General features: G+C 70.7%; 12 protein-coding genes. 7 read left to right on the top strand and 5 right to left on the bottom strand.

The annotated features are described in order from the left end of the window. Positions 1-55 precede the first annotated feature (55 nt). From AB0I16_RS17395 to AB0I16_RS17380, 4 genes are all read left to right on the top strand, one after another. Complete coding sequence (locus tag AB0I16_RS17395; protein ID WP_363250235.1) at positions 56-775, top strand: TetR/AcrR family transcriptional regulator; 720 nt, start codon at positions 56-58, stop codon at positions 773-775. A 330-nt stretch (positions 776-1,105) separates the two neighbouring features. Then, positions 1,106-2,698 (top strand): cytochrome c oxidase subunit I, encoded by a 1,593-nt coding sequence (ctaD, locus tag AB0I16_RS17390; protein ID WP_363250234.1) that lies wholly within the window; start codon positions 1,106-1,108, stop codon positions 2,696-2,698. 29 nt (positions 2,699-2,727) lie between these two features. Further along, positions 2,728-3,327, top strand: a complete 600-nt coding sequence (locus tag AB0I16_RS17385) for a hypothetical protein (RefSeq protein WP_363250233.1) — start codon at positions 2,728-2,730, stop codon at positions 3,325-3,327. A gap of 111 nt (positions 3,328-3,438) precedes the next feature. After that, entirely contained in the window at positions 3,439-3,720 is a 282-nt protein-coding gene (locus AB0I16_RS17380; RefSeq protein ID WP_363250232.1) for a metal-sensitive transcriptional regulator, read from the top strand. A 112-nt stretch (positions 3,721-3,832) separates the two neighbouring features. Here AB0I16_RS17380 and AB0I16_RS17375 read toward each other — a convergent pair whose 3' ends face one another. From AB0I16_RS17375 to AB0I16_RS17355, 5 genes are all read right to left on the bottom strand, one after another. Further along, entirely contained in the window at positions 3,833-4,408 is a 576-nt protein-coding gene (locus tag AB0I16_RS17375; RefSeq protein ID WP_363250231.1) for a rhodanese-like domain-containing protein, read from the bottom strand. A 143-nt stretch (positions 4,409-4,551) separates the two neighbouring features. Next, positions 4,552-5,346, bottom strand: a complete 795-nt coding sequence (locus tag AB0I16_RS17370) for a sulfite exporter TauE/SafE family protein (RefSeq protein WP_363250230.1) — start codon at positions 5,344-5,346, stop codon at positions 4,552-4,554. Then, complete coding sequence (locus AB0I16_RS17365) at positions 5,343-5,708, bottom strand: rhodanese-like domain-containing protein (RefSeq protein WP_363250229.1); 366 nt, start codon at positions 5,706-5,708, stop codon at positions 5,343-5,345. Before AB0I16_RS17365 ends, AB0I16_RS17370 begins: the two co-directional genes overlap by 4 nt. Before the next feature lie 34 nt (positions 5,709-5,742). Further along, a complete protein-coding gene (locus AB0I16_RS17360) occupies positions 5,743-7,107 on the bottom strand; it encodes an MBL fold metallo-hydrolase (protein ID WP_363250228.1) in 1,365 nt (454 codons plus the stop codon). Between the two features lie 715 nt (positions 7,108-7,822). After that, on the bottom strand, positions 7,823-8,878 hold the full coding sequence (locus tag AB0I16_RS17355; RefSeq protein WP_363250227.1) for an alpha/beta hydrolase: 1,056 nt from the start codon (positions 8,876-8,878) through the stop codon (positions 7,823-7,825). A gap of 264 nt (positions 8,879-9,142) precedes the next feature. On the opposite strand from AB0I16_RS17355, the gene AB0I16_RS17350 reads away from it, so the two are divergent. From AB0I16_RS17350 to AB0I16_RS17340, 3 genes are all read left to right on the top strand, one after another. Next, entirely contained in the window at positions 9,143-9,730 is a 588-nt protein-coding gene (locus tag AB0I16_RS17350) for a GNAT family N-acetyltransferase (protein WP_363250226.1), read from the top strand. 82 nt (positions 9,731-9,812) lie between these two features. Then, positions 9,813-10,658, top strand: a complete 846-nt coding sequence (locus tag AB0I16_RS17345) for a PaaX family transcriptional regulator C-terminal domain-containing protein (RefSeq protein ID WP_363250300.1) — start codon at positions 9,813-9,815, stop codon at positions 10,656-10,658. 335 nt (positions 10,659-10,993) lie between these two features. After that, positions 10,994-12,727, top strand: a complete 1,734-nt coding sequence (locus tag AB0I16_RS17340) for a hypothetical protein (RefSeq protein ID WP_363250225.1) — start codon at positions 10,994-10,996, stop codon at positions 12,725-12,727. Positions 12,728-12,735 lie beyond the last annotated feature (8 nt).

Below are 12,735 nucleotides of genomic sequence, written 5' to 3'. Positions count from 1 at the left end.
CGAACGTACCAGAGTTGCTTTATCGATCGCTACAGCTGAGCGGTACGCTGTGGTCATGAGCCGCGCGAAAACGCCACCCACGGCCGCCACCCCGGCCGATGCCTCCACCCGGCCCGAGGTCACCTCGGCCGAGGCCGTCGCCTCACTCAAGGCCGCCGCCAAGGGGGCCAGGCCCACCCGGCGAGCCTTCGACCGCGACCAGGCCCTGGCCGCGGCCTTGCGGGAGTTCTGGACGAACGGGTACGACACGACGTCCATCGCCGCACTCACCGCGGCCATGGGGATCAGGCCGCCGAGCCTGTACGCCGCCTTCGGCGACAAGCGGCAGCTGTTCGACGAGGCCGTCGACCTCTACACGCGCACCTACGGCGCCGCCCCGCCGCACGGTCCGGATGCCCGCTCTGCCGTCGCCGGCCTGCTGCGACACCTCGCGGCCGACTACACCGACCCCAGCCATCCGCCCGGCTGCCTCATCATCAGCGCGGCGACCAACTGCGGCCCCGACTCCCAGGACGTCAAGGCCAAGCTGCGCGCCATGCGCGAGGACACCAAGGCCGCGATCGCCTCCCGCATCCGCGGCGACATCGCGGCGGAGAGGCTCCCCGCCGACACGGATGCCGACCGGCTTGCCGCCTTCTACGCGGCGGTCGTGCAGGGTATGCACCAGCAAGCCTGCGACGGGGCCGACCACGCGACGCTTCAGCACATCGCGGACACCGCGATGGCGGCCTGGCCGACACCCCCGTCCAGCGCCCCCATCGGCGCGAGCGTCTAGCCAAGGCCCATCGGCCCTGCTGTCAGGGCCCGGTCGACCCTGCCTGCGTCAACGCCGTGCGGAAGATCATGTGGACGACTGCTGGTGGGCCGCGTCGTCGCATCCGTACATCGATACCTCCGTACACCCGGTACATCGGGACCCTCGTACAGCAATACCCATGTACATCGATACATCGACATACATACGCGGCCACATCCCGCAGAGCACATCGAAGCCGAACGAAGGACGCAGACCGTGGATGTGGTGGGTACTCAGGGACGGGCGGCGGCGCACGCTCCCCGCGGCACAGGGGAGGGGGAGCCGGGACAGGTTCGACGGCCGTCGTGGGTGTCCTGGCTGACGACCACCGACCACAAGCAGATTGGGACGATGTACCTGGTCTCCGCGTTCGCCTTCTTCATCATCGGCGGCGTCATGGCCTTGCTGATGCGCGCCGAACTGGCCCGCCCCGGCACGCAGATCCTGTCCAACGAACAGTTCAACCAGGCGTTCACCATGCACGGCTCGGTGATGCTGCTGCTGTTCGCGATGCCGCTCTTCACCGGTTTCGCCAACTGGATCATGCCGCTGCAGATCGGGACACCGGATGTCGCCTTCCCGCGCCTGAACATGCTGGCCTACTGGCTGTTCCTGTTCGGCTCGCTCATCGCCGCCGGTGGATTCCTCACCCCGGGCGGCGCCGCCGACTTCGGGTGGTTCCTCTATGTGCCGCTGTCCGACGCGACCCACTCACCAGGTGTGGGCGCCGACATGTGGATCATGGGTGTGGCACTGTCCGGCTTCGGCTCCATCCTCGGAGCGGTCAACTTCATCACCACCATCGTGTGTATGCGCGCGCCGGGTATGACCATGTTCCGGATGCCGATCTTCACCTGGAACGTGCTGCTCACCGCCGTCCTCATCCTGATGGTCTTCCCGGTCCTCGCCGCCGCCCTCCTCGCCCTCGAATGCGACCGCAAGTTCGGCTCGCACATCTTCGACCCGGCGAACGGCGGCGCGCTGCTGTGGCAGCACCTGTTCTGGTTCTTCGGTCATCCCGAGGTCTACGTCCTCGCCCTGCCGTTCTTCGGGATCATCTCCGAGGTCATCCCGGTCTTCTCCCGCAAGCCGATGTTCGGCTACATGGGCCTGGTCGGCGCCACCATCGCCATCGCCGGCCTGTCGGTGACCGTGTGGGCACACCACATGTACGTCACCGGTGGCGTGTTGCTGCCGTTCTTCGCGTTCATGACGTTCCTCATCGCCGTACCGACGGGTGTGAAGTTCTTCAACTGGATCGGCACGATGTGGAGGGGCTCGCTCAGTTTCGAGACACCGATGCTGTGGGCGACCGGCTTCCTGCTCACCTTCGTCTTCGGCGGCCTGACGGGGGTCATCCTGGCGGCCCCGCCGCTCGACTTCCATGTCTCCGACTCGTACTTCGTCGTGGCGCACTTCCACTACACGCTGTTCGGTACGGTCGTGTACGCGATGTTCGCCGGATTCCACTTCTGGTGGCCGAAGTTCACCGGAAAGCTGCTCGACGAGCGCCTCGGCAAGATCACCTTCTGGACGCTCACCGTCGGCTTCCACCTCACCTTCCTCGTCCAGCACTGGCTCGGCGCCGAGGGCATGCCGCGCCGGTACGCCGACTACCTCGCCGCCGACGGCTTCACCACCCTCAACACCCTCTCCACCATCGGTTCGTTCCTCCTCGGGCTCTCCCTCCTGCCGTTCTTCTACAACGTCTGGAAGACCGCCAAGTACGGCGAACGGGTCCACGTCGACGACCCCTGGGGCTACGGCCGCTCCCTGGAATGGGCCACCTCCTGCCCGCCCCCGCGGCACAACTTCACCACCCTGCCCCGCATCCGCTCCGAGTCCCCGGCGTTCGACCTGCACCATCCCGAGGTGGCGGAGCTCGAAGCGGCCCGGCGCTGAGGCGCGGCAGTCAGACCGAGGAGACACAGATGTCCCACACAGTCCTGGCCCTGGGCGCGGCGGTCCTCTTCGCCTCTGGCTGCGTCTGGTACGTCCCCGCCACGCTCGACCTGCGTGCCGGAGCCGACCGTCCCGACTCGCGCCGCGCCTCCTCCTGGGCCGCTCTGGCCGGATGGGGCACGGCGGCCCTGCTCATCCCCCTCCTGCTGCTCACCTCGACCTGGCCGGTGCCCGGTGTCACCGTCGCGACGGGCGCGCTCGTCACCGCGGTCCTGGCCGTACGTGCCCGAAGAGTGCGCCGACGTGAGGAGAGCGATGACCTGCGCCGATGGGCGACGCTGTCGCGTGCCCCCGCTCCGGCCCCGGCCCCGGTCGCCGTCCCTGTCCTTGTCCCTGCCCCTGTTTCCGCCCCGGCCCCTGCCGCGCGCCACGCCCACCACACCGTGCTGGCCTGGCTCCTCACCGGAACAGCGACCGCCACAGCGACGGCCGCCACCCTTCTGGCGTCCCGGAACGGCAGCGTCTCCGCCCGTATGACGACGGCAGGCGCGGCCTCCACGGCTGTGGCCCTGCTGTTCCTGGCGGGCGGCTACGCCTGGTCACGCATCGCACGCGAGCCCCGGGGGTGATGGCCGCTCCGAACGTCCTCGTCTCCGCGCTCAGGCGGGACTTTCCTTCGCCCGGTTGGGGTTACCCCTTCGGTAGGATACCCAAGGGGGTATCTCGAAGGAGTGTGGGTCGTGGAATTGGCAATGGCGGCTGAGGAACTGAAGACGGTGGTCAACCGGCTGCGCCGGGCGCAGGGTCAGATCGCCGGTGTGATCAAGATGATCGAGGAGGGACGGGACTGCGAGGACGTCGTCACCCAGCTCGCCGCGGCGTCCAGGGCTCTGGACAAGGCCGGTTTCGCGATCATCGCCACGGGGCTGCAGCACTGCCTGACCGATGAGGACATGGCGGCTTCCGGCGACCGGGAGCAGATGCGTAACCGGCTGGAGAAGCTGTTCCTTTCCCTGGCCTGAGCCGTGGGGCCGCGACGCCGGATCACCCGCCCGGGCCGGAGCGGTTGGCCCATGGCCCGGCCTACGAAAGGGGAGGGGCCGGCGGCAGCGCCCCTCCCCTCAGCGATGTGGTTCAGCGGTTGCGCAGTGCGGCCAGCGTGCTGTCGAGGTCTGCGGCGCGGGGTCGGTTGTGGGGGAGCCTGGCGAGCATGGCGGCCATTCCGCAGGTGTTGGTGAGGGCGGAGAAGACCAGACCGCCCGCGATGCCCGCGGAGAGGAGCTGGAAGGCGGGGTGGACGACGAGCCCCAGCAGCAGGCCGAGCAGCACGATCAGTCCCGCGGTGAGCCGCACCTGACGCTCCATGCCCCAGGTGGCACGGGAGGCACCCTGGGGGCGGTGGAGCTCGTGGCCGTCGGCCGCCCAGGCGCCGGTGCCTCCTGACAGGGTGGCGGCGGTGACGCCGTTCCGCGCGAGGATCTCGCAGGCGTTCGCGGAGCGGGCGCCCGAGGCGCAGACGACCAGGACGCCGCCGCGGCCGGCGGCGTGACGGATGTCGGGCAGCGCGCGCCGGATCTGGTCGAGGGGGATGTTGAGCGCGCCGGGGAGATGGCCGCCGGCGTATTCGCCCGGCGTACGCACGTCGATGATGGTCAGTTCGTGCAGGCGCGTGCGCGCCTCGGCGGTGGCGAGGGCCGTGGGGGTGGTCATGGCGGATGTCGTCCTTGCGGGTCGGAGCGTGCGGGGCTTGATCTGACGGGAGCCGACCGAAAGCGGTCCCAAGGTGCGCGTGATGCGCGATCGGCTGAAGTGCTCACCTCATCCCTGGTCTGAGCCGTTGGCGGCCCTCGTGTTCAGACAATGAGCACGTCGAGGAGCGCGTCGCTGAGCACACCGCCCAGCGCGTCGCTGAGCGCGTCGACGAGCATGAAAGCCGCCACCGCCAGCAGGACACCGGCGAAGACCTTCTGAAGTGTGGTGCCGGAGATCTTCGTCGCGAGGCGTTTGCCGTCCCAGGCGCCGAGGATCGCGGCTCCGGTGAAGGGGCCGATGACGGCCCAGTGCAGCCCGCCCGTGGTGCCGGTGCGAGCGGCGAGCGCGGCGAATGAGTTCACGGTGATGACGAGCAGACTGGTGCCCACCGCCCTGCGCATGGCCAGCCCCAGGACGCTCACCAGGGCGGGCACGGCGAGAAATCCCCCGCCGACCCCCAGGAAGCCCGTCACGGCGCCGAGTCCGGCACCCGCACCGGCCGCCTTGCCGGGGCGGGCTCGGCCCGACGGCTCGGAGACGGCTGTACGCAGCATGCGCACGGCCGCCAGCGCGGCGATGACCGCGAACGCCGCCGTCAGCACCGCTTCGGGCAGGTGCCCGGCGACAGCACCGGCGAGGAAGGCGGGGACAATGCCCGCCGCGGCGAACAGCGCCCCTGTCTTCCAGGCCACGTTCCCGTCGCGGGCATGGGCGTACAGGGCGGTGGCGGAGGTGGCGATGACAATGATCAGGCCCGCGGTGGTGGCGGCGGCCGGTGTGAAGCCGAGCAGGTAGATCAGTGCCGGTACGGCGAGGACGCTGCCACCGCCGCCGAGGGCTCCGAGGGCGAGTCCGACGACGGCCCCGGCGACGAGGGCGAGAACGAGTACGGTCACGCTGTCTCGCCGCTGTTCCCGCGTTCTTCGACGACCGTGTACCCGGCGGCGGCCCACGCGCTCATGCCGCCCTCGACGTCCACCGCCTGCACGCCGCGCTCGGCCAGGAGCGTCGCCGCCTGCCGGGAGCGGCGACCGCTGCGGCAGATCACCACCAGCGGACGGCCCTGCGCCTCGGCGGGCAGGGCGGCACCGGCGACCAGCTCGGTCAGCGGTACGTGTACGGCGCCCGGGGCGTGACCCGAACTCCACTCGGGCTTCTCGCGGACGTCCAGCAGGACGGCGTCGGGCCGGTCGCCGCTGGTACGGCTGCGCGCCTCGTCGACCGTGACGCGGGGCCCGGATCGGCGAAAGGGGAACATCACATGCTTCTTTCCTTGCGGGGAACGGCCGGACTCAGGCGGACGCCAGAGGCAGGCCGGCGTCCGTCGCGGCGTCGAAGCCGTCGTCGACGGCGACCACATCGCGGCCGGCGGCATCGAGCAGGGAGGCGGCGATCGCCGCGCGCATCCCGCCCGCGCAGTGCACCCACACCGTCCCGTCCGGCACCTCGCCGATGCGGCCGTGCAGCTCGTGGAGGGGGATGTGGACCGAGCCGTCGATGTAGCCGCGTACGCGCTCCGAGTCCCGGCGCACATCCAGGACGACCACCTCGTCGCCGCGCTCGCGCACCTGGGCGAGGTCGGCGAAACGGGCACGCGGGAACGAAGCGAGCTGCTCACCCTCATGGACCCAACCGGCCGGGTCGCCGGTGGCGGCGGCGGCCGGGCGGTCGATGCCCACCCGCGCCAGCTCCCGCTGCGCGTCGGCGATCCGCGCGGGGGTGTCGGCGAGCAGGGTGACGGGCTTGCCCCACGGGACCAGCCAGGCCAGGTAGGTGGCGAGCTTGCCCTCGCCCTCGAAGTTGAACGACCCGGCCACATGCCCCTCGGCGAAGGCCATACGGCTCCGCAGGTCCACCACCCACTCACCGGCGGCCAGCCGGGAGGCGATCTCATCTGCGTCCGCACGCTTCGGCGGGGTGAGGTCGACGGGGGCGGGTCCTGCGGCGTTGGCCGGGCCCATGTGCGCGTAATAGGCGGGCACGTCCTCCAGCCCGGCGAGTATCCGCTGGACGAAGGTGTCCACGTCCAGGGTGAACGCGTCGTTGCCGGCGCGTTCCCTGCCGATCGTGGTCGCGTCCCCCTCGGCCTGGGCGGAGGAGCAGAAGCTGCCGAACCCGTGGGTGGGCAGCACCGGCACCTCGTCGTCCAGCTCGGCGGCCAGGCGGTGGGCGGAGGCGTGCTGGGCCCGGGCCAGCCGCTCGGTCAGCCGAGGCTCCACCAGGTCGGGTCGGCCCACCGTGCCGATCAGCAGCGATCCGCCGGTGAACGCCGCCACGCCGCGCCCCTCCTGCTCCAGGACGTACGAGGTGTGGTGCGGGGTGTGCCCGGGCGTGGCGATCGCGCGCAGGACCAGATCCGTGTCCACGTCCACGGTGTCGCCGTCGGCGACCGGGGTGCGGGCGAAGGACACGTGCGCCGCGGACGGCACCAGGTAGGAGGCGCCGGTGACGCGCGCCAGCTCCAGGCCACCGGTGACGTAGTCGTTGTGCACGTGGGTCTCCGCCACGTACGCGATGCGCACTCCGCGCCTGGCAGCGGCGGCGATCACCTGGTCGATGTCGCGCGGCGGATCGATCACCACCGCGGCGGCGGCCCCGCCGGCCAGGTAGCTGCGGTTGCCCAGACCCTCGAACTCAAGGGTGTCGACGAAGTACACGACTGCGGCTCCTCTCCAGGAAACGGTTTACCCCCGGGGGTATTCGGTATCTACCCTAACAGGGGTACCCCGGGGGGTATTCCTGTGGTCCTGGGGCGCCCCTATGCCCCCATATGCGCCGCCACCGTGCTCGCTGTCGGCTCGATTCGGCTACGCGTCGCGCCTGTGCAGCCGGAGGCCGCCGGCCGGAGCGCGGCCGCGGCCTACGCGGCGAGCACGCCCAGGCCGGCCCATAGCCGATGGGCGGCTCGTGCGGACGGACGGTGGCTTGGACCGCGAGTCCGGCGGACATGGGCGAGATCCGCTGGAGGTGGCGCTGCCACTCCGGATCGGTGACCGCCTGGGTGGCGACCGGGAAGAGGCAGAGCAGCCCGAGCGCGATCCCGCTGGCGGTCGCCGCCTCCCGTACCGCCGTCGCCACGCCGAGGCCGAGCAGCGCGACGAGGGCGAGGCAGAGGGACCGAGCCCACCTGGGCGCCGACGAACTACCTCGCCGAGCCCTTCCACTTTCCCGAACTCGTCCTGCGCATCCGCCCCCTGGCCCGCCGGCGCCCGGCCGCCCGGTCCCGCACCCCGAGCGCGGCGGGCATCGAACTCGACCCGGTGCGCCGCACCGCCAGCCGCGACGGCCGCCAACACGCCCTATCCGCCCAGGAATTCGCGGTACTCGAAGCCCTCCTGGGCGCGAGCCCCGACGTCGCGGGCCGCGTCACGATCACCCGGCGATGCCTCGCGCGTCCCGCCCCGGGTCCGCTTCTCCGCGTGATCCGCTGCCCGTGGCCGTCCCGAGGAACCGGCGCTGGTCGGCCAGGAACCCGTCCGCGAACAGTGAGCGGGGGGAGAAGAGCGCGGTCAAGGTGAGCTTCAGGTCTGACTGCTCAAGGGACCGCTTGACCAGGGAGTGAGCCGCATCCGGGTAGCGCTCGACCGTCAGCGCGCCACCCGCGTCCAGCACCTTGCGGTAGACACGCTCCGTGTCGGCGGTGTCCACGTTGAGGTCATGGTCCGCGAGGGTCAACAGCACCGGTATGCCGCGCAGGGCGCGGAGATCGTGCGTGGCGTCCGCGGTGTAGTTCTTGGAGATGAAACCCCAGCGATCTGCGGTCATGCCGTCCGCATCGCCGCCCATCGCCCTGACGTACTCCTGGAAGGTGGCGTGACGTCGGAGCAGCCGGCGGGTCGTGTCGCTCTTGTCGGTCTCCTTCTCGACGCGCTCTGCTGACGCGCCGTCGGCGCGCAGTTCGGCGAGGAGGTTGTAGCGGCCCTGCTGGAGCCAGTTGACCGCCGGCGAGACGGCGATGACGAAGCTCACCGGCGTCTTGGTGGCGACCTTCGGCAGGACCCAGCCCGCCTGGCTGGCACCCCAGAGCCCGATCCGGTCGCCGTCGATGTCCGGACGGGCACGGGCCCAGGCGATCGCGGCGGCCGTCTCGTCCGCCCGGTCGTCCATCGACTGGTCGAGCCAGTCGCCGGCCGCGCCCGCGACACCCGGCTTGTCCCAGGACAGAGAGGCGTACCCCGCCTTGGCGTTCGCCTCCCACATGGGCTGGTAACCGCCGTCGTGAGTGGCGTCGATGGGGCCGTCGCCGTGGACGTACACGACCAGGCCGTGCTGCTCGCGGCCGTCCCGTGGGGTGGTCAGAACACCGTTGAGGACATGGCCGCCGTGGCGGATCGAGACCCGCTGTTCATCCATGTCGTACGAGTTCTGCCACAGCGCCACGCCGACGAGGCCGGCGGCCACGACGAGGACGGCGACGAGTGACCACACGGCTGCGCGGACCCCGCGCCGACGGGGCCGGGGCTGAGTTTTCGGGCACATGAGGGCTGCCTCTGTTCGAGTTCGAGTTCGAGTTCGAGTAGACATCAAAACTATCGTGAGTGAAACGATCGTACGTGGAACGATCGTATGTTTCTGATAGTTTGATGTCTCGGCCGCGCGAACCATGACCACACGAACGCGGCGCAGCGAGACAGGGGGTGTGGCGTGGAACCGCAACCGAACGTGGACACGACGGATGAGGGAGCCGGGCCGGTGACAGTGCGGCGCGGCCTTCCGGCAGGAGCCGAGCGACGGGCGGCCGAGCTGTACTGGGAGGCCTTCGGCCGAAAGCTCGGCCCCGCACTCGATCCGCCGGACAAGGCGGTGCCCTTCATCGCCGCCCACGTGAACCCCGACCGCGCGATCTGCGCGCTGCTCGACGGGCGGCTCGTCGGGCTCGCCGGGTACCAGCACGACGGGCGGGCGTTCACCGGGGGATCGGTTCACGCCGTGCTGCGCGCATACGGACATCTGCGGGGGCTGCACAGACTCCTGCTCCTCGCCCTGTTCGAACGCCGGCCGGCCCCCGGGCAGCTCGTCATGGACGGCATCGCCGTGGACCCGGCCCTGCGCGGCCGGGGCGTCGGAGGTCTGCTCATCGAGGAAGTGGCCGCCGTCGCGGCGGAACGGGGCTGCCGGCAGATCAGACTGGACGTGATCGACACCAACCCGCGTGCCAGGGCCCTGTACGAACGGCGCGGATTCACGGCCGTACGGACCGAGCGCACACCCTACCTGCGCCGGCTGCTCGGATTCGGGGCGGTGACCACGATGCACCGCCCAGTCGCGACGAGGCGGTGACCACGATGCACCGCCCAGTCGCGACGGAGAAGGTGAGAGAGCCGTGAACACCGGAAATGACCACGTAGAAGTCCCCACCCGCATGCTCGTCCACGCGCTGATCCGCGAGGACGGCACGGTCGACGCGGACGAGCTGTACACCGTCGCCAACGCCCTGGGCATGAGCGACCAGCAGGTACGTCTGTGCCTCAAACGCCTGGTGGGCGAGGGCCGGTTCACCCACGAGGGCCGCGGCCGCAAGGCGCGGCTGCACGCCACCGCGGAGACCACCCGTGCCCTCGCTCCCAACGCGGACTTCCTGCGGCACGCGTTCCAGCAGGACGCCGGGAGCGCGCCTTGGGACGGCATCTGGCACCTGGTCGCCTTCGCGGTGCCCGAATCGGCGCGCACGGCGCGGGACACGCTGCGTGAGACGCTCGTGCACCTCGGCGGCGCGCCGCTCCAGGGCGGCTTGTACGTCTGCGCCAACGCATGGGAACCGTACGTCGAAGAAGCGGCCCACCGCCTCGGCGCCCACGGCGCGCTCACCCTCCTCACGACGACGGACCTGCGCAGAGGCGACGTACGGGAACCCGCGGAACTGGCCGCAGGTCTGTGGCCCCTACAGGAGATCGCCGACCGCTACCACCGCCTGAGCCGCGTCGCCCGGCCCCGCCTCACCCGCTTGACCGGCCCTGACGAACTCTCCTCGTCCGCCCTCCTCACCATCGCTGTCGAGCTGGCCGCCGAACTCTCCCGTGCCATGGACCCCGACCCGCTGCTGCCGCCCGAACTCCTGCCACGGCCCTGGCCCGGCACGCGGGCCCGGGAGCTCGTCGCCCGATGCTGGGCGGCCCTGTACGCGCGCGACGAGGGCGAGACCCGCCCGACCCTCTTCCGCCGCTACGCCGACATCACCCGCGAAGCGGCGGGCCGGACCACGCGCTGACATCGGGAGATATACGTCGGCGAGGTGCGTCGGCGAGGTGCGTCGACGAGGTACGCCAACGGGCCGTGCCGCGCCCGCTCGGGGCCCCGGCGACCGAGGGCCGACTGTCTCGATATCGCCCGGCCCCACCGATGCCACTCACGGCGGCTGAGACGCCTCAGCCCCGCGCGGGCACACCGACGGCCGAAAAATGCGTATACGCCGCAAGTGAGTCGTCGCCACCATGAACAAGCTATCCCCGCCGCACCGCGAAGCGAGTTCTGTGACACCGCCAACGGCTTCACCCGGAACGGGCAGAGATCTTCATGCTTGCGTCAGGATAGGAGGACGCCGTCTTGCGTGTGCAGGAAGCGTCGAACTGGCTGCTCGGAGAGCTCACGAACCATGGCCGCATCCCATTTCGGCTCGCCTGCCGGAGACTGACGCCCTGGGAGTCGCTCCTGGTCCAGCATGTCCTCGGCCGGACCGACGTCGAGATCGTCACGGACCCGGCCCTCGGCGCCGGCCTGATCCCGATCACCCGCTCCGCGCTCTGCGGCCTGTCCTTCTGGAAACCCGATGAGCTGCCGGAACCCCGTACGGAGCCGCTCGCCAGGATGCGCGTACCGCCCGAGATCCTCGACATGGTCGACGAGGAGGAAAGGTCGTGGCAGGCGCGGGAGGCCGCCGAATTCCACGAGGTCGACGCCGTTCTCCGCGGCTGGGAGAGCACCGGCGAGCTCGACCGCCGACTGGTCCAGCTCGCCGACTGGGTGGAACGGGTGGAGACGGTCTACGTGTTCGTGGGACGCGAGGTCTTCTCGAAGTCCGACGCCGGCAGCAACACCCTGACCCGCGACGGCCGCCTCGCGGATCTGCGGCAACGCCCCCTCGAAACCTGGGCCGCGGCCGACCGGCTGTTCGTGGTCCTCGCGCACTGCCTGTTCAGCAGCGGCAGATCGGTCCGCTTCGAGGAATTCAACGGGGTACAGCTCTCGGCCACCGGGCTGCGCCACTTCCTGCTGGAGCGGCACGCCAACTACTGCGCCGCGGTCGGACGCCTCCCGCACAACCCGGGCGGAATGCCGCTGCCTCAACTGGCGGAAGAGGTCCGTGCCCTGCAGAACCAGGTCGACCGGTGTTCGCCCCTCATGCGCTACCGCCGGATCAACGGCCTGACCTTCGCCAAGAACGAGTACCTGGCCGATTTCCCGCTTCCTCGCGACCCCGACGTCCTGCCCGACCTGATCGCCCACCACGGCCGTGTGCACCTCGGCGTCAAGCCCACCGGGCGGGTGCGGCCGGACCTGCGCTCCCTGGCCACCGCGGCCGTCCTGCTCGACGCCGAGGCGGGCGCGGGCGACGGTGACCGGGCCAAGCACGGTGCCGTCGGGGAACTCCTCGCCGCCATCGTGCTCTCCGCCGTCCACGCCACCGAGTCGGACTACGGCATGAGCAGCTCGGTCCGTGATCTCACGCGGTTGCGCGGCGCCCGCCCCGGCGGCCCCGAGGGCGTCCTGACGCTCAAGAAGGGCGACTTCTTCTGCTGCTGTCTGCCCCACACCACCCGCATGGCCGCGACCGGCGAGGAACCCGGCTCCACCCTGTGGCGGGCCGCCCAGCGCATGATGTACAACCGCTGGCACTTCGCCCCCGGCGAATTCGACCGCGAGGACATTCCAGACAAGCGGCACTACTTCTTTCCGCCGCAGGTGCCCGACATCGCCGAGCACGCCGAACACCACCACGGCGGTCACATCGCCTCGCAGGTGCGATTCTCCATCCGTGCCCCCGGGGCCCAGGTGTGGCATCCGCCGTTCACCGTCTTCGGGCACGGCTTCCGCGGCTGCTACGACATCCGGCTGGTGCGCATGGAGGGCCCGGCCTACACCCTGCGGGAGCTGCGTGAAGCCGTACGCCACTGCTCCCTCGTGGACGAGCTGTGGCGGACGCTCGCCGACGGCGTGCAGGACGCCACCCTGCCCGTGCGGGCGGTGGGCGGCTTCGACCGCGACTGGTACATGTCGAAGGGCTGGCAGCGGCTGAGCGCCCACGCCCTGGCCGCCGACGCACTGCCCGTCCCCGGCTGATCACCACC

The sequence above is a fragment of the Streptomyces sp. NPDC050703 genome (genome assembly GCF_040654435.1).
Lineage (GTDB): Bacteria > Actinomycetota > Actinomycetes > Streptomycetales > Streptomycetaceae > Streptomyces.
Note: the sequence above shows the minus strand (reverse complement) of the source record. Positions and strands in the feature narration are given on the sequence as shown.

Coding starts and splice junctions, on each gene's coding strand:
- AB0I16_RS17375 (WP_363250231.1), bottom strand. CDS start 4,408: ATGACCACCCCCACGGCCCTCGCCACCGCCGAGGCGCGCACGCGCCTG.
- AB0I16_RS17365 (WP_363250229.1), bottom strand. CDS start 5,708: ATGTTCCCCTTTCGCCGATCCGGGCCCCGCGTCACGGTCGACGAGGCG.
- AB0I16_RS17345 (WP_363250300.1), top strand. CDS start 9,813: ATGCTCGTCCACGCGCTGATCCGCGAGGACGGCACGGTCGACGCGGAC.
- AB0I16_RS17385 (WP_363250233.1), top strand. CDS start 2,728: ATGTCCCACACAGTCCTGGCCCTGGGCGCGGCGGTCCTCTTCGCCTCT.
- AB0I16_RS17395 (WP_363250235.1), top strand. CDS start 56: ATGAGCCGCGCGAAAACGCCACCCACGGCCGCCACCCCGGCCGATGCC.